The organism is Cryobacterium sp. M25, from assembly GCF_002929635.1.
GTDB lineage: Bacteria > Actinomycetota > Actinomycetes > Actinomycetales > Microbacteriaceae > Cryobacterium > Cryobacterium sandaracinum.
Genome location: NZ_PJJU01000058.1, coordinates 148,050 through 163,883 on the forward strand (window position 1 = coordinate 148,050; position 15,834 = coordinate 163,883).

At 65.0% G+C, this 15,834-nt stretch carries 20 protein-coding genes and 1 pseudogene; 9 read left to right on the top strand and 12 right to left on the bottom strand.

Annotated features, from left to right (window positions below; genetic code table 11):
• Positions 1-148: 148 nt before the first annotated feature.
• Entirely contained in the window at positions 149-514 is a 366-nt protein-coding gene (locus CXY81_RS15085) for a VOC family protein (RefSeq protein ID WP_104195324.1), read from the bottom strand.
• Between the two features lie 88 nt (positions 515-602).
• On the opposite strand from CXY81_RS15085, the gene CXY81_RS15090 reads away from it, so the two are divergent.
• Positions 603-1,562: a YafY family protein gene (locus tag CXY81_RS15090; protein WP_104169297.1), complete on the top strand. Its 960-nt coding sequence runs from the start codon at positions 603-605 to the stop codon at positions 1,560-1,562.
• 176 nt (positions 1,563-1,738) lie between these two features.
• Here the strand turns inward: CXY81_RS15090 and CXY81_RS15095 are convergent, their stop codons facing one another.
• The 4 genes from CXY81_RS15095 to CXY81_RS15110 form a co-directional block, all read right to left on the bottom strand.
• Positions 1,739-2,368 carry a bifunctional 2-polyprenyl-6-hydroxyphenol methylase/3-demethylubiquinol 3-O-methyltransferase UbiG gene (locus tag CXY81_RS15095; RefSeq protein WP_233194204.1) on the bottom strand — a complete coding sequence of 210 codons (630 nt, stop codon included), beginning with the start codon at positions 2,366-2,368 and terminating at the stop codon, positions 1,739-1,741.
• A gap of 287 nt (positions 2,369-2,655) precedes the next feature.
• Entirely contained in the window at positions 2,656-3,351 is a 696-nt protein-coding gene (locus CXY81_RS15100; protein ID WP_104195325.1) for an Abi family protein, read from the bottom strand.
• A gap of 269 nt (positions 3,352-3,620) precedes the next feature.
• On the bottom strand, positions 3,621-4,181 hold the full coding sequence (locus tag CXY81_RS15105) for a recombinase family protein (protein ID WP_104169231.1): 561 nt from the start codon (positions 4,179-4,181) through the stop codon (positions 3,621-3,623).
• A gap of 473 nt (positions 4,182-4,654) precedes the next feature.
• Positions 4,655-5,899, bottom strand: coding sequence for an IS256 family transposase (locus CXY81_RS15110; RefSeq protein ID WP_104195326.1), 1,245 nt, complete (start codon positions 5,897-5,899; stop codon positions 4,655-4,657).
• 129 nt (positions 5,900-6,028) lie between these two features.
• On the opposite strand from CXY81_RS15110, the gene CXY81_RS15115 reads away from it, so the two are divergent.
• Entirely contained in the window at positions 6,029-6,604 is a 576-nt protein-coding gene (locus CXY81_RS15115; protein WP_104195327.1) for a hypothetical protein, read from the top strand.
• A 242-nt stretch (positions 6,605-6,846) separates the two neighbouring features.
• Here the strand turns inward: CXY81_RS15115 and CXY81_RS15120 are convergent, their stop codons facing one another.
• The gene (locus CXY81_RS15120) at positions 6,847-7,749 is read right to left on the bottom strand and encodes an LLM class flavin-dependent oxidoreductase (RefSeq protein WP_104169228.1); all 903 of its coding nucleotides are present in this window, start codon (positions 7,747-7,749) and stop codon (positions 6,847-6,849) included.
• Positions 7,750-8,002: 253 nt separating this feature from the next.
• Here CXY81_RS15120 and CXY81_RS15125 point away from each other — a divergent pair, with 253 nt between their 5' ends.
• Both CXY81_RS15125 and CXY81_RS15130 read left to right on the top strand, forming a co-directional pair.
• Entirely contained in the window at positions 8,003-9,184 is a 1,182-nt protein-coding gene (locus CXY81_RS15125) for a M4 family metallopeptidase (RefSeq protein WP_104169233.1), read from the top strand.
• A gap of 9 nt (positions 9,185-9,193) precedes the next feature.
• A complete protein-coding gene (locus tag CXY81_RS15130) occupies positions 9,194-9,463 on the top strand; it encodes a protealysin inhibitor emfourin (RefSeq protein WP_104169227.1) in 270 nt (89 codons plus the stop codon).
• A 293-nt stretch (positions 9,464-9,756) separates the two neighbouring features.
• Here the strand turns inward: CXY81_RS15130 and CXY81_RS15135 are convergent, their stop codons facing one another.
• Positions 9,757-9,951 carry a hypothetical protein gene (locus CXY81_RS15135; RefSeq protein WP_104195328.1) on the bottom strand — a complete coding sequence of 65 codons (195 nt, stop codon included), beginning with the start codon at positions 9,949-9,951 and terminating at the stop codon, positions 9,757-9,759.
• Between CXY81_RS15135 and CXY81_RS15140 the strand changes: the two genes are divergently transcribed.
• From CXY81_RS15140 to CXY81_RS17610, 4 genes are all read left to right on the top strand, one after another.
• Positions 9,938-10,465 carry a hypothetical protein gene (locus tag CXY81_RS15140; RefSeq protein ID WP_104195329.1) on the top strand — a complete coding sequence of 176 codons (528 nt, stop codon included), beginning with the start codon at positions 9,938-9,940 and terminating at the stop codon, positions 10,463-10,465. The two genes, CXY81_RS15135 and CXY81_RS15140, sit on opposite strands and share 14 nt — an antisense overlap.
• 112 nt (positions 10,466-10,577) lie before the next feature.
• Positions 10,578-11,003 carry a pyridoxamine 5'-phosphate oxidase family protein gene (locus tag CXY81_RS15145; protein WP_104169225.1) on the top strand — a complete coding sequence of 142 codons (426 nt, stop codon included), beginning with the start codon at positions 10,578-10,580 and terminating at the stop codon, positions 11,001-11,003.
• A 4-nt stretch (positions 11,004-11,007) separates the two neighbouring features.
• Positions 11,008-11,175 carry an SDR family NAD(P)-dependent oxidoreductase gene (locus tag CXY81_RS17265; protein WP_255408553.1) on the top strand — a complete coding sequence of 56 codons (168 nt, stop codon included), beginning with the start codon at positions 11,008-11,010 and terminating at the stop codon, positions 11,173-11,175.
• 23 nt (positions 11,176-11,198) lie between these two features.
• On the top strand, positions 11,199-11,855 hold the full coding sequence (locus CXY81_RS17610; RefSeq protein ID WP_369828405.1) for an SDR family NAD(P)-dependent oxidoreductase: 657 nt from the start codon (positions 11,199-11,201) through the stop codon (positions 11,853-11,855).
• A 111-nt stretch (positions 11,856-11,966) separates the two neighbouring features.
• Here CXY81_RS17610 and CXY81_RS17130 read toward each other — a convergent pair.
• The 3 genes and pseudogenes from CXY81_RS17130 to CXY81_RS15165 form a co-directional block, all read right to left on the bottom strand.
• Positions 11,967-12,665, bottom strand: a pseudogene (locus CXY81_RS17130) (DUF222 domain-containing protein); the annotation flags it as partial.
• Positions 12,593-12,859, bottom strand: coding sequence for a hypothetical protein (locus CXY81_RS16500; protein WP_104169223.1), 267 nt, complete (start codon positions 12,857-12,859; stop codon positions 12,593-12,595). The gene CXY81_RS16500 and the pseudogene CXY81_RS17130, both read right to left, overlap by 73 nt.
• A gap of 343 nt (positions 12,860-13,202) precedes the next feature.
• Positions 13,203-13,622, bottom strand: coding sequence for a hypothetical protein (locus tag CXY81_RS15165; protein ID WP_104101079.1), 420 nt, complete (start codon positions 13,620-13,622; stop codon positions 13,203-13,205).
• 56 nt (positions 13,623-13,678) lie between these two features.
• On the opposite strand from CXY81_RS15165, the gene CXY81_RS15170 reads away from it, so the two are divergent.
• On the top strand, positions 13,679-13,999 hold the full coding sequence (locus tag CXY81_RS15170) for a DUF167 domain-containing protein (protein ID WP_233194205.1): 321 nt from the start codon (positions 13,679-13,681) through the stop codon (positions 13,997-13,999).
• A 51-nt stretch (positions 14,000-14,050) separates the two neighbouring features.
• On the opposite strand, the gene CXY81_RS15175 is transcribed toward CXY81_RS15170, so the two are convergent.
• Together CXY81_RS15175 and CXY81_RS15180 are read right to left on the bottom strand one after the other, a co-directional pair.
• Positions 14,051-14,422 (bottom strand): FKBP-type peptidyl-prolyl cis-trans isomerase, encoded by a 372-nt coding sequence (locus CXY81_RS15175; RefSeq protein WP_104101078.1) that lies wholly within the window; start codon positions 14,420-14,422, stop codon positions 14,051-14,053.
• Between the two features lie 165 nt (positions 14,423-14,587).
• Positions 14,588-15,817: a PrsW family intramembrane metalloprotease gene (locus CXY81_RS15180; protein ID WP_104195332.1), complete on the bottom strand. Its 1,230-nt coding sequence runs from the start codon at positions 15,815-15,817 to the stop codon at positions 14,588-14,590.
• Positions 15,818-15,834: the final 17 nt, after the last annotated feature.

A 15,834-nucleotide genomic window follows, 5' to 3' on the forward strand; every position in this document is an offset into this window, starting at 1 on the left:
CAGGCGGCGTCTGTCACCCAGCATGCCAATAGTTGAGATGGCGACACTTCACGCGTGCACCCGCGCCGGGCCGGGCGACCGGTCCGGTCAGGGCTTCGAGCCTTCCAGGGACAGAATTGCTCAATGGAGCCTGCCGTTGTACTCCGTTTCAGTCGATCGGGGAGACACGAATGAGGTTGCCATCCGGGTCGGCGACCACGAATGTGCGCCCGAAGACGTCTTCGTGCGGCTCTTCGATGACAGTGGCCCCCTTGGCCGTCCACGCGGTGAAGCAGTCATCGACTGCGGATGCTGACCCCGGCAGCATGAGCCCCAACTCGCTGGTTCGCAGCGTCGCCGTCGTGACGGTGTCGCCGCGGCCAGACCACAAGGCGAAGAGCACGCCCGGGGCTACCTCGAACGGGACATAACGCGGGGTAACGGTGACAGGTTCCATCTCGAAAAGGTCACTGTAGAAGCGGGTGGAGCGCTCGACATCGGTGACATAGATGAGGAACAGGTTTGGCGTTGCCATGGGATCTCCTTGGTTGACGTTCTCGGCTACGCCAAGCCTTTCATCAATACATGACAGATCTTGTCTGGTATCCGTCGATACTAATGAGATGAAGTCCCAACGCCTGCTTTCGATGATGTTGCTGCTCCAGACGCGCCACCACATGACCGCGCTTGAGCTGGCAGAGGAGTTGGGAGTGTCGGTCCGGACGGTACTGCGCGACGTCATGGCTTTGGCGGAAGCAGATGTACCGGTGTTTGCCGAGCGAGGCCGATATGGAGGCGTAGTTCTGCTTCCAGGGTCACAGCTGGATGTGTCCAAACTCAGTCCCGCTGAGGTCGGTGCGCTGAAGCTGCTGGGTTTGGACCCTGGGCAAGCTCGCCAACTCGGCATCGATTCACTGACGCGCAGCGCCCAAAGGAAGATCGCGTCCCGCCGCCCTCTGGGCCGCCAGTCGGAACTGCCGTTGTCCGAATTGATTGTGGTCGACAACTCTCCATGGTTTAGCCCGATGCCAATCGTCGCCGGCGTCGCCGGCGTCGCCGAACTTGCCAGAAACCTGGAGTCGGGCAGGCGTTTGCGGATTCATTATCGGAGAAGTGCCGAACGGGGTGCCTCATGGCACGCCGTTGACCCGTACGGTCTTCTGGCGAAGGCCGGCCGTTGGTACTTGGTAGCCGACGTCGACCGCGTGCCTAGGCTGTACTCGCTCCAAAGATTAGAGGGCTGGGATGTCCTGCCAGAGGTTCGGCGCCTTCGACCGAACGCAACGCTCGCCAGTGTCAGCCGTGATTTGAGTGCGGCGGTAGAGAATCGGGGAGGCATCACAATTATGGCAACGCTGTCGAAGGACAGGCTTGACCTCGCTCGACGGATTCTAGGCTCTCGACTCGCCAGCAGTAAGCCCGCTGATGCCGAACAAGTCGAGATCACCGTGATCTACGACCAGGTGGAGTCCGTGCGTCAGCTGTTGCAATTCGGTGCCCACCTCCGCGTCACGAGTCCGCCGGAGGCGCGGGCTGTTATGCGGGACGTTGCCACTGCCATGGCAGACCTGTACCAAGGCTAATCCGGCAGCAGAGCCCCAAACCACCCCTCCTCTGTGGCATCGATTCTGGGTTTGCGCCAAACGTGAGTCCGACACGTGGAGCCGTACGCGTCCCGCAGAGCGTTCGGCTTATGACACAGGCTGTTTAGATTTAGACCTTTGAAGTTCCTTGGACGAATCGGCATCGGAGCTTGTGGCTAGCACGGAACTTCTGAGGGCGCTGAACCATCGATTCGATGGGCGATGATCGCGGCGTGGGACCGCTTGCCCGGACCGGTTCGGGTGTTCACCGCGTGAACGTGAAACCCTGCGGCCTCGAGCTGCGTGCTCATCTCACCGATAGGCCAGAAGTAGGCGGTCGTAACGGCGTGCGGAAACGGCTCGACGGTGTCGCCCTCGAAGAATCCGAGGAGGAGGCTGCCTCCAGGGGCAATACAGCGGGCGAACTCGCGCAAAACCGCTGGCAAGTCACCCGGGGAAAGGTGGATAACGGAGTACCACGCAAGAATTGCAGCTGCGTATCCGTCTCGGACCTCGAGATCGCCCAGTGACGCGACTCGGAACGGGACCGTCGGAAATCTTTTTCTTGCTTGCCCGATGAACGCTTGAACGTGATCGATACCCTCCGCATCGACACCACGCTTCTTGAGGAAATCGGTCCAATGTCCAGGACCGCACCCCGCGTCGATGACCGCGCCCCGCAGGTCACGCGCCCACTGGGCGACAAGCCGCTGATCCGATTCGTGCGTGTTAGCTATCGATCCGAGCAGTGCCGTGTATTCCTCCGCCCGACCGGCGTATGCATCCCGAACCACATTGCCAGTCACGGGACCGAGTCTAGGAGAAGCCCGGAAGCCGTTCCCCATACGGGACGACAGCATGGGTCGACGTCGGTGTGGATGAGTTGTGCAAACGAGTGCGGAAATTTGTGCAGACGAGTATGGAAAATGACAGGCGCCGCGGAGAATCGCGGACCCGCGATTCTCACAACTATGTCTCGCAACTGTCTGAGCGGATCGACGTACTCATCGTTAGTTGCGAGACACCGAGAATCAGATGGCTAATGCTGCCCGGGGACGCGTCAGGACGGCGCACCCTGGTCTCAGAAGCTTCCCTACGGTCGGCCAGCCAGGATCGTGGCTACCTCGCTGTTGGCTTTGAAGTGAGCAAGCGCGTCAGCAGAGAGCAACCGGATGATGTAGACAATTCGGCGCCGTTCGCTTTCAGAACCGTTGAGGATGTTCTCGTGGTGAGCCACTCTGTTTCGGAAATCTCGCAGCGCGGCCAATGCGTCATTGAGCGGGTTTCTGTCGGTACCTGGTGGGAAGGCTTTGTGGAGATGAGGAACCCAGATGGTTTTCTCGTGAGCGTCCACGAAGAGGTAGGTCCAGAAGCCGAACATGAGTTCGGCGACGACCTTGCCGGGTATTGGCGGCGTGTGTGGTGACGTCGCTGCGTTGATCCGCGCCCGCTCGACGTTGCCTCGGGCGATCTTGTTGACGTCGCGCGAGCGGCCGGTGGCCCGGTCCTTTCTCATCACGACGGGAAACAATGTCAGCAGTGTGGCCGGATCCGTCCAGTGCGCGTCACCAGGGAGAGTTGCTGCTGCAAGCTGGCGATCGCACGCATTGCGCAGACCGACTTCCAGATGGCTCAAATCGTGCAAGAAAGCCGCGCTCAGCTTTGCGTTCCAGTCATAGAGCTCAAGCGCTCGTGAGCGAGATCGGCCGGCGGCCGCGAGGTAGGTGGAGAACCGGCCAGGGCTGAGCCATTCCTCTATCCAGGGCCCCTCGCTCGATGTCGTTGCCATAGGGCGCCCTCCAAGCTAAGATTGAAACGCAAGCCCTTGATGACCGCTGTCTCATGTTACTTGGGCCACGAATTGGGAACTCCGGTACTTCGCCTTGGCGGACCCGGAGTTTTTCATTTGTCCTGCACTTTGCCAGCCGCACCAGCCCTTCAGCGACGCCCTGCGCAGCGTTTGGCCCTGGCGCCTGCTCCGCGCCAGGAAACGAGGTGCCGCGAACTCGTCCCACTCCCCCAGTTGCAGGCATGGTGCCTGCCTCAGCGGAGAATCCTTCAGACCTCGGCGCGGAGATAGGCGTAAACGGTTTCGCGGCTGATCCCAAAGTGTCGAGCGAGAGCAGCTTTCGGCACGCCGGAGGCGGCCTTCTCACGCAGCTCCGCAGCGCGGGCCGCGTCCAATGATGGGGTGCGGCCGCGGTAGACGCCACGCTTCTTAGCCAGGGCAATACCCTCGCGCTGACGTTCACGGATCAGGGACCGCTCGAACTCAGCAAAGGCTCCCATGACGTTAAGGAGCAAGTTCGCCATCGCGTTGTCGTCACCGGTGAAGAAGAGTTGCTCTTTCACGAACTCGACTCGGACCTTCTTCGCGGTAAGCCGGCGCACGATCGAGCGGAGGTCGTCGAGGTTACGGGCAAGGCGATCCATGGAGTGCACGAGCACGGTGTCGCCCTCTCTGACGAACTTGATCATCTCTTCCAGCTCAGGCCGGTTCAGGTCCTTCCCCGACGCCTTGTCCTCGAAGACCCGGTCGACGTCGACGCCATCAAGCTGGCGGACGGTGTTCTGATCGAGGGTGCTGACTCGCACATATCCAACTCGTTGACCCGCCACGGGGCTCTCCTGCCTGTTCTGTCAGGTTGAACTCTATGAACCCGCATCGAGTGCTGTCAACCAATCCGAATTCAACCCTATTCTGACGGCATGAAATGCCAGCGGCTGACGCCTAGTTGGGGTGTACCCCAACTAGGCAGATCGATCAGAAGACCTCGTGAAGCGCGTCGAGGAAGAGCCGAGCTGCGACGGTCCAAGACGCCGGTAACGCCTTCTGGTTCGAAAATCCTGCTACCTGGAACGTCAAGGGCGACGTTGGTCCTATGAGGTGAAACAGATCCGATTTCTCCACAGCGACCAGAGACATAACTGCAGTCGCCAAACACGCCTCCTTCGCTGAGGAGCACGAGACCCGTCTCACCGCATCAGACGCAGCGCATGCAGTCGTTTTCTCGCCGGGCGCCGATGGCCCCCAGGTCACGTCCCGCTGGGTGGTGTAATTCCTCGTCACCGTGCGGGTCAGTTGGTTTAGTTTAGGCGGCAGCGAGTTCTGGGAGAATCACCGCCTCGTCGATGACTTCGATGGGGTTGTTCATTGTGGCCAGCTCGAGCATGGAGGCTTCGGAGAAGTAGCGGCGTTCGCCAGCTTCCCATTCATCGTGCTGCTCGATCAACACCGACCCGGTCAGGCGCAACAGGGCGGCCGCGTTGGGGAAGACGCCGACGACGTCGGTGCGGCGTTTGATCTCCTTGTTGACCCGTTCCAACGGATTCGTGGACCAGATCTGTCGCCAGTGGCGCCGCGGAAAAGCAGTGAACGCGAGCATGTCGGGTTGCGCGTCGGTGAGCATCGCCGCAACTTTGGGGTGCGAGCGGCCGAGCATGGTGGTGACCTCGCGGAACTGCTTCTCGATGTGTTCGCGGTCGGGCTGGGCGAAGATGGTGCGGATGATCGAGGCGACCATCTCCTGCGATCCCTTCGGGACCACGGCGAGGACGTTGCGCATGAAGTGGACCCGGCAGCGTTGCCAGCCGGCGCCTTGAAAGACGGTCCCGATGGCTTTCTTCAGCCCGGTGTGGGCGTCAGACATGACCAGCTTGACCCCATCCAGGCCTCGGGTCTTCAACGACCGCAGGAAGCTGGTCCAGAAGCCTTCGTTTTCACTGTCGCCAACGTCGAACCCAAGAACTTCCCGGCGCCCGTCGGCGGCCACGCCGACCGCGACGACGACTGCTTGGGAGACGATCCAGTGCCCGACGCGGGCCTTGCAGTAGGTGGCGTCGAGGAACACGTAGGGGAAGTCTTGTGCGGCGAGGGTCCGATCCCGAAACTCCGCCACTTCCGCATCGAGACCGGCGCAGATCCGGGACACTTCCGACTTGGAGATCCCGGTGTCAGCGCCGAGGGCCTTGACCAGGTCGTCGACTTTGCGGGTCGAGACGCCGTGGACGTAGGCCTCCATCACGACCGCGAACAGGGCCTGGTCCACCCGGCGGCGGCGCTCCAGCAGCGCGGGGAAGAACGACCCGACGCGCAGCTTCGGGATCTTCAAATCAAGATCCCCGGCCGTGGTCGACAACGTCCGCGGCCGGGTGTCGTTGCGGTGGGTGGTGCGGTCGCCGGAGCGTTCGAACGGGGCGGCGCCGATGAACGCGGTCGCCTCCGCATCGATCAGTTCTTGGTAGAGAGTTTCGGTCGCGACGCGGATTCGGTCGGTGACATCGGTGAGTTTGAGTTCTCCCAGCAGGTCAAGCAGGGCAGACTGGTCTAGAGCCATCGTGTGGTGTCCTTTGTGAGTTCTTTGATCGGTGCTCACTGACCATCCCACGGTGGCTCTTCACGTTGACGAAGCAACACTCAGAAGCCGGAAACCACACCACTCACAGGGACGTAACCGTGCAATGAGATGGAGACCGTACTGATTGAGCTTTGTCGATTGTTAGACGGCAGGGATCTACGTGCCGCGAGTCAGTCCGAAGACGAGTGGATCAAGAGTCGGAGGGAAATCAAGGCCGCGCATGCGAAACCGACCGCTGGAGGGCTCCTGAAGCTACTCATTGATTCCCTCTTCAAAGAGTTCCGGCTCCAATCGGCTAACGTGCCAAAAGCCGATTCTGAATCAAAAAGGGCCACTCCGCCGGACAGAATCAGATTTCTAATGGAACAGAGTAGCTGCAAGGGGGATCCTCGATTGCGCCACCTTTCCGCCATCGAAGAGGCTGTCGCCGCGCGGAATCGAGTCGTCCACGACCACTTGGAAACAGGCGCCATTTGGTACGAGTACGCCACGGGAAAGGGTGAATGGGTTCACGTCATAACCATCCTCGGCGATAGGGAAGTGGATGAAGCCGTGCTTGCGGAAGACTTATACAAACAACATCGGGCGACAATTGCGAGTGTTGAGTACTTGTCAGTCGCGGCCGGCTGGAAAGAGCAAATACGAGCTGAATTTGAGGAAGAACGTGAGGAAGGCCAGCCATAACCCAACTAGTGAGTTGGATGCTCTAAGCGAGTTCATCAACCGTGCCCCAATATCGAAGAGGCGTTGCCGGTGCTCGCATAGCCAAGATGGCAGAATCGCATCCCCCGCACGGCAGGTCAAGCAGCTACTCCGTGCGAGGCTCAGTGCTTCCCTGCACCGCGCACGAGGGCAGCGAGGACTGCTTTGGGGATCGTCTATGTTAGCTTTTCTGCGCCGGCTCTGCGGGGACGGTTCTTCTCAAACTATTTTCCGGCCCGGGCGCGCTGCCGGCTGATCACGGCCGCAGCCCGGTGCAGAACGGCCTCCGTTCCGGCGTAGATGTCGGCCGCTCGCGGCCAGTGGCTGATCACGTCGGTGAAGCCGAGTTCGCCGGCCCGACCTACGGCATCCTCGAACGCTCCGATGCTCTGCAGGGAGTAGCAGCCGCCGCTGTCGAGGGACAGGTAACGGTCGATGGTGGCCGGGTCCCTGCCCGCGACGACTGCCGTGTCCTCCAGCCGGTGCATGAGGCCGGCTACCGCCGCCCACCAGTCCTCGCCCACGACGCCGTCCGCTCCCGTCGTCACCCAGCCGGAACCGAACGTCGTGACGAGGCGCAGCCCTTTGGGCCCGTTCGCGGCGATGACGAACGGAACCCGCGGCTCCTGGGCCGGCACACCGACCATTCGCGCGCCGACCGCCCTCGCCCACTCCCCCTCGAAGCTGATGCCGCCGCTGCCCGGTTCCTCGTGGCGCAGCAGCCGGTCGAGGGCCGTGACGAACGCGGCGAAGCGCTCGGACCGCTGCTTCGGGGTGTACTCGGGCTGCCCGAGCACGGTGGCGTCGAACCCGGTTCCGCCTGAGCCCACCCCGAGCAGGAATCGCCCGCCGGCAATGTCGTCGAGGGTGGCGATCTCCTTGGCGAAGGTTACCGGATGCCGGAAGTTCGGTGATGAGACGTAGGTACCCAGCCGGATCCGCGAGGTGACGACCGCCGCGGCAGTCAGCGTCGGGACGGTCGCATGCCAGGGCTGGTCGGCCAACGACCGCCAGGACAGGTGGTCGTAGGTCCAGGCGTGGTCGAAGCCGAGCTGCTCAGCCCCCTGCCAGCGACGGCGGGCCTCCGGCCACGAATCCTGCGGGAGAATGACGATTCCGAAGCGCATGCTGAGAGTCTACGGAAGGCCTCTCACCGGCACCTTCTCGCCCGGCGCACACGGTGCTATTAATGGTGCTCGACCGGCGTTCCTTATGCCTCAGGCAGCGGGTCGGCCGCTGATGACACCAGACCCCCGTGGCGGCACCCGGCCCACGTTCCGGATGCCGCCGCGGGCCTTCGCTCGGGTCTCAGGGTTGCGGCACACGGGCTAATCAGGAATTTGTGTGGTGCGCGTCACCGCCGAGTGCCACACTCGACCCATGACAGGCTCATCGCACGGCTTCTCCCGGTGCACTATCGTGCCGCCGTATCTGCTGGTGCGGCTGGCGCGGGTCGACGATCCCCGGCTCGCGGCCGCGGCCGAGGCAGCCAGACGGTCTCTGATGCGGGACGTGCCGATCCGGGAACTGCGCGCGGCGGCGCATCCGACGCCGTCGTCGTCGGTCCACTCCGGTGTGCGCGGCGGAGCGGCCGCTCGGATGCGCGGGCACGTGGACCGGGCCGTGTCGGATGCCGGCGGCCTGGAACGACTGCCGGGCCGGCTGGTCCGCCGCGAGGGCCAGCCCGCCGGGGCCGATCTCGCGGTCAATGAGGCCTGGGCGGGGCTCGGAGACACGCATTCCCTGTTCTGGAACGTGTTCGAGCGCGACTCGATCGATGACCGCGGTGTGTCGCTGGAGGCGACCGTGCACTACGGCCGCAACTACGACAACGCGTTCTGGGACGGCGAGCGCATGGTGTTCGGCGATGGCGACGGCCTGGTCTTCAACCGTTTCACCGCGTCGCTGACGGTGATCGGGCATGAGCTCACGCACGGGGTGACCCAATTCACGGCCAACCTCGCCTACGAGGGGCAATCAGGTGCGATAAACGAGTCCCTGTCGGACGTGTTCGGCTCGCTGGTGGAGCAGCGCTCCCTGGGCCAGTCAGCCGCCGAGGCCGGCTGGCTGATCGGCGAAGGTCTCTTCACCGACCAGGTGCAGGGGGTCGCACTGCGCTCGCTGAAGGCTCCCGGCACCGCCTACAACGACGATGCTCTCGGCAAGGACCCCCAGCCCGCGGACATGACCGGCTACATCGAAACCGAAGACGACAACGGCGGGGTGCACCTGAACTCGGGCATTCCGAACCGGGCGTTCTACCTCGTGGCCACAGCTCTCGGCGGAAACGCCTGGGAGACGGCCGGCCAGATCTGGTTCGACACCCTCACCTCCGGCACGCTGGGCCGCACCGTGGACTTCGCCGGGTTCGCGCGGGCGACCTCGCGGGCAGCGGTCACGCGCCACGGCGCCGGGTCCCGAGAACACGAGGCCGTGATCGCCGGCTGGACCGCCGTCGGCCTCGGCGGCGGGCTCGGCACCGGATCCCGGCCCCGGTCCGGCACTGGGTCAGGAACCGGCGTCGGTCGCGCGCCCGTCGATCCTGCCCCCCGGCCGGAGTAATATCGGCCCATGAAGGTCGTCGTTTCGCGCAGCGGTGGCTTCGCCGGCATCCGCACCACCTGGGAGGTCCAGGTGGAGGAACAACCCGACCGGTCCGCCTGGGCGGAACTTCTCCGTGGGCTGCCCTGGGACGAGGTGTCCGCGGCGGCTCCGCAGCCGGACCGCTACGTCTACCGCATCCGTTGCGCGCCCCACGAGGTCGTGCTCGGCGAGCAGCAGGTCTCTGGGCCGTGGAAAGATCTTATTGACCGGGTCAGAGGCGTGAACGAAGGGCACTGACCCGGTCCTCGTCGTTGGCACCTGCGAATGCCCTGTTAGGGTGGTCCTAATAAGGGGGCCCCCATCGCAAATCTGCTGGCTGTTAAAACTTCACGTTCTTTCCTCAGTGCTTCTGCACTGAACCGTTCGATTGTTCTGGCCCTCGGCCTTTTCCTCGCGGCCTTCGTCCTGACCGCTTCGCCGGCGGTTTCCGCTTCGGCTGCTCCGGTCGACGGCACCGTCGAACAGTGTAACGATGTCGCCGGAGTCGGCGGCGGCACCGGCGCCGTCGAATGCAGCGTCACGGTCGACAATTATCTCAATCTGGCCACCGGCGCGACCAGTTCGACCACCAGCACCGTCGTCAGCATCCACGCGGCGAACACCGAGGTGCAGCCCCCCGCAGCGACGGTCGTGAACTCTTCGAAGCTGATCCACACGATCACCCAGTGCAACGGCTCGATCAACGTCGGCGGCGGTAACACCATCTGCACGGTGACCGTGAACAACCACATCACCGGTGCGACCACGGCATCCCCGGCCACGGTCAACCAGTGCGTCGGCTCCGGAGCCAGCACGGAACTCGACTGCGTGCCCCTTGAGAACACCACCGACGCGACCGTCACCCAGTGCAACAACGCCGGGAACGGCGGCGGCGCCGATGTGCTCTGCCGGGTGAATCCCTCGGCGACGGTGACGACCGACGTGCCCATCACTGTCAACCAGTGCAACTACTCCAGCAACGGCGGTGGCTCGACCGTGGAGTGCGCGACCGAGCTCAACACGATCGTGCCTGCAGCCGAGGTCACGCCGACGCAGACACCGACACCGACCGAGACACCGACACCGACCGAAACGGCCCTCCCGGCCGCCGCCGACACGATCACGGCCGCTCCCGAGCTGGCCGCGACCGGCGTCGACTCGGCACCCCTGCTGATCTCCGCGGCTGCAGGCGCCCTGCTCCTCGGACTCGGCGCGCTCCTCGCGCTTCGACGCACCGTCGTACGCCTCCGTCGGGACTGATCCGACTCGCTGCCAGGCCGAAACGCGCCCACCGCCCCTCGGCGAACGGTGGGCGCGTTTTTCGTTGCCGGCACCGGCTCGCGTCGGGCCGGACCGCGTGGGACTATGAGTCATGGAAACCAACGACCTGTACCCGGTTCAGAACCTCAGCGAGGACGACTGCTGGGATCTCCTGATCTCGTCCAGTTTCGGAAGACTCGCGATGAGCATTTCCGGTGAGCCGGACATCTACCCGGTGAACTTCGTCTCCGCAGACCGGCAGCTCGTTTTCCGCACGGCCGAAGGTACGAAGCTCCTCGAGCTCACGGTGAACAACCGGGTCGCCTTCGAGATCGACGGCATCGGCCGCAGCGAGGCGTGGAGCGTCGTGGTGCGAGGCGAGGCCCGAGTTCTCGACAAGCAGGCCGAGATCGAGGCCGCGGATCAACTGCCGCTGCGCCCGCTCATCCCGACCCTGAAGTACATCTACGTCGAGATAACGCCGACCAGGATCACAGGCCGCCGGTTCCAGCTCGGCCCGGAACCCGACCGGTACTAGAAGCGTGACTCGCGCACCGGACTCCAGCGTCGTTCTGATCACGGGGACTTCCTCCGGTATCGGACTCCACGCCGCCATCGCCGCGGCTCGCGCCGGCCACACGGTGGTAGCCACCATGCGCAACCTCGAGGGCGCCCGCGCTCTGCGGGACGCGGCCGCCGACGCGGAGTGAGCCTCGACATCCGTCGCCTGGACGTGACTGAACCGCAGGCGGCCACGGATGCCGTGGCCAGGACCATCGACCGGCACGGCCGGCTCGACGCGCTCATCAACAACGCCGGGTCGGGGAGGCTCGGCACCATCGAGAACGAAACGGTCGATGACGTTCGCGCCGTGATGGAGGTGAACTTCTTCGGGGTGGTTGCCCTCACACGGGCCGCGCTCCCCCTTCTCCGGGGCAGCACGGGCCGGCTGATCACCGTCTCGAGCGTGGGTGGAGCCATCGGCCAGCCCTTCAACGAGGCGTATTGTGCGGCGAAGTTCGCGGTGGAGGGATTCATGGAGAGCCTGGCCCCGGTGGCCGCCACGGCCGGTGTGTCGGTGACGGTAGTCGAACCCGGCGCCGTGACATCCTCGTTCGTCGCCAACGTCGGCCGGGACCTCAACCAATCCGGCCTGGCCAACGACCCGTACGCCGCGGCACTGGAGGCGTACCTGGCCCGCGCGGCGTCATCCTTCGGCTCGGCCCAGTCGGCCCGGAGCGCCGGCGAGATCGTCGCCGCCCTGCTCGACGGCGACCGCCCACCGTTTCGGGTGCAGACATCGGAGGCGGCGCGCCGGTTCGTGGCGGTCAAGCTCGCCGACCTCGACGGCGGAGTCGTGCAGCGGATGACGGCGACCTGGCTGGCCTGACGTCGGTCCCCGACTGATGAACGTGCGCCCGACCGAGAGCACCACCCCGGTCTCCGGATGGGTCAGGATTCGGATGAAGCCGGGCGCCCCGGCCGCAATCTCGCGTGCGGTATCGGGGTCGATCGGCCCGTACCCCTCGAGGTGGCCGGGTTGCTCGGAGTGGCCGAGGAGCGTCATCACCGGGACGGTGACGTGCACCGAGCCGCGGATGCCCTGGCCGACCCCCGATGCGGTAACCCCGTCGAGGATGAGGTCTTCGAACACGTCCGCCCGCAGCTGGGTCAGCGTGCGGGTCTCGTTCGGGCCCTGCAGGCTCATCCCCATCACGGTGAGGCGGTCGTGCGCGGCCTTCACTTTCTCCGCCGAGTCGTGCCAGGACAGGGATGCCATCCCGTCGGCCTCGGGCTCGAAGATCACCGTGCGGTCGGCCAGCGATTTCTGGTGCCGGGCCGTGATCGACTCCGGGTGCAGCCGTTCCCTCATGATCCGGGCCTTGTTCTTCAGGTTCGAAACGGTCAGGTGCGGGGCGGACTGCAGCAGCGCCTGTTCGAACCCGGCTAGCGCCTCGGCCGGCAGCGACCAGGACTGGTTGATCAGTACCTGCGCGTGCCGGTAAGTGATCGACCCGTCATGCAGGGCCGCCCGGGTCGCGGGCAGTTCGTGCAGGAGGGTCTGGCTCTCGGCGATCAGGTTCTCGGCCGAACGCACGGGCAGTCGCAGGGTGCAGGACAGTTCGGTCACGAACTCCCGCTCGGCGACCTGTGCAGCGTCCCACCGGGCGCGGGGTATCCCGGCCGCGACCCCGGCCACTGCCGGGGTCCCTCCCTGGCCTTGTCCTTGGCTGCCTGGGCCGCGTCTCGGGCCAGGGCTTCGGCGAACCGGCGGGCCCGATCGACCTGTTCGGCCAGGCGGGCGTCAACCCGGGCGGCGTCCGCCTGCATCTCCCGGATGGCGTCGAAGTGACGACCCAGGCGTTCTCGCTGCCCACTGTCGGAGGGCTTCATGAGACACACGTTACGGCTGACCACTGACATTCCATGCTCCAGATCGGCACCCGTCAGCGCCCTGTGGATAACCTGATCAAACCCGTATTGTGGAGGAGTAGAAGCAGCCGTCGCAGGGCCCGCAGCGGGCATCCGTCAATGGGCGCGCAGCACACATCCGTGTCACGTAAACTCGGATATTTTCGGGAAACGCCGGTTGTGGTGGCCGGTTGCCCGGCGTGTCGCGAAAATCTCCGAGGTTAGCGACTTCGACCGCAACGGATGCCCCGGGCGAATCTCTGGAGGTCGACGTACCGGGTCTCGACAGGCTCGACCACCGGCGGAGCCGGCGAGAGGGTGGGTGTCAGGCGAGGGAATCGGCGGACAGGCTGATCAGACGCAGGAGCGCGTTGCCGTAGGCATCCGCGGGGTCGGCGGCGTCGAAGAATTCCGGCGCCCCGTTCAGCGCCACCGTCACCCGGTAGCTGTCCTCCCCCTGACGGGTGAGCGAACGGAAGGTGCTCCGCAACAGGTCGCGCAGCTGGTCCTCACGCGGCATCCACAGGGCATCCTCGAGGGCCAGTGAATCGAGGGCCCACTCGGTGGTGCCGTTGAAGCCGAGGATCGTTCCCGTGTCGAACTCGTGCGGCTCGATCGTCATGTCACTGACCGTGAACACGTCGCTTTCGAAGCCGGAGCGCTCGATGCGGAAGGCGTCACCGGAGACGGGACGCCACTGCAGACCGGCTTCGGCCAGGGCCCGCGCACTATCGATTGAGATCATGAAGACGACTCCGCCCACTAGCGTTGTGAAGAGAACTATATTCCCGGAGGTCCGACGTGACGCGAACGGTGAACCTGACGGTGCATGTGAAGCCCGGTAGTCGGAAGGGACCGCTGGTCTCCGGGGGAGAGCCGGGCCGGGAGCCGGGCCGAGAGCCGGGCCGAGAGCCGGGCCGGGAGCCGGGCGACGACGCGCCCCATGCTCCGACGGATGCTGCGCTCACCGTGTTCTTGCAGCAGCGGGCCGTTGAGGGGGCCGCCAACGATGCGCTGGTGAAGCTGCTGGCCAAGCACTTCGGCGTGTCCAAGAGCGCGGTGACCATCGTGCGCGGCCACGCCTCCCGAATCAAGCACGTGCGAATCGAACACGACTCGTAGCAATGCGCGACTCGCGTGGCGACTCGCACGTGCTTCCGGCACTGCGGGTTTCTAGCGGGTTCCGAGCAGGTCGATCACGAAGATCAGGGTCTGGCCGGAGAGCTGGTGTCCTCCGCCGGCCGGTCCGTAGGCCAGGTGCGGAGGGACGACCAGCTTGCGGCGTCCGCCGACCTTCATGCCGGGGATGCCCTGCTGCCAGCCCGCGATGAGCTGAGCAAGCGGGAAGTTGATCGACTGCCCGCGGCTCCAGGAGGAGTCGAATTCATCTCCGGTGTCATAGGCGACGCCGAGGTAGTGCACGTTGACGGTGGCGCCGGGGGTTGCTTCGGCTCCCTCGCCGACCACGATGTCGGTGATGGTCAGTTCGGTAGGCGCGGGGCCCTCCGGAGCGTCGAGTTCGGGCTTGGTGTTTTGATCAGTCATTCCTCTATCCAATCGGATTGCGCGCTCGCCCGCACACCAAAAATTCCCCCTTGCGCGAACGTGGCCGTCGGGCGCACCATGGGAACAGAACTCGCTGCTCCGGGAGAGTTGTCGGCACTGCCACACCACCGGGGCGGCGAGTCCTTGTTCGTCAGGGCACCAGAGTCAGTTGATCACGCGGGCACGGTCGCGCTGGATCAGCCCCAGCAGCTCCGATTCGTCGGCCCGGTCGACGTTCGCAGCCGTACCGTTCACCATGCGCTGTCGGGCGAAAGCCAGGCGGGTGGAGTTGTGGATGAAGTGGTGCATGGCCCGCTTCCGGGTTTGGGGCTGCCGCGCGGCCCAGGATCGAGCCTGCCGACGGCCATCGCGGGTGGCGAGCATACCCACCTCGGCCGGGCTGAACCAGCCGGCCGCGGCATACTCGCTCAGCCGGAGTACGGTGACGCGTTCTTCCTGGCGCCGCAGCAGCACGACAACCATGATCGCGCCGAGGAACAGAGGCACCTGCACGGCGAGGTAGTACGCCACCAGCGAGCCACTCTCGACCAGGTAGAACGCCCCGTTCCAGACGGAGTGCAGGAAGATCGCCGAGACAAATCCGAGCAGAATCGTGGCGAAGGCCGGGAACGGCCGGAACCGGACCGCCAGCCCGCACGCAATGCCGATGCAGGCAGTGAACATGACATGGGCGAAGGGCGACAACACCCCCCGCACCAGGAACGTGAAGCCCAGGTTCTCGGAGCCACCCTCCATTATCGCCACACCGAAGTATTGGATGTTCTCGGTGAAGGCGAATCCGGCCGCGATCGTCGCGGCATAGACCACGCCATCGACCGGACCGTCGAATCTCCGACGCAGCACCCAGAAGAGCAGCAGCACCCCGGCACCCTTGGCGGCCTCCTCGACGAGGGGCGCCTGGAAGACGGCGGCGGCGAAACCGTCATCCGTTTCGATGGCCCCGGCGCCGGCCCGGGCCAGCTGCACGCCCAGGTCGAAGAGCAGCGCGGTCACGATGGAGACGCCGGCGCCCCAGAGAAACGCGAACCAGAGGGCCGGGCGGGGTTCGGGCTCCCACCGATCGATCCAGCCCACGGCGAGCAAAATCCCGATCAGCGGGATGAGTGCCAGGATGAGGCCGACCAGCAGCGTGCCGGCACCGAGGAAGGTGGCCAGGTAGACGAACACCAGCAGCAGCGCGGCGCCCCCGATGACGAGGCCGGTGACCGTGAGCGTGACGATGCCCGCCCGGGTGCGACGAACGGGGGCGGTCCAGACGGGCTGCACCGGCTGGGCCGCGGGCTGCACCGGGGCAGGCTGGGCCGCGGGCTGGGTTCCGGCCGGATGAGAGTGTGGGGCGGCGGCGGAGTGCTCCGGGGTCGGCTCGTGGGTCATGCCCAACAGACTAGCCG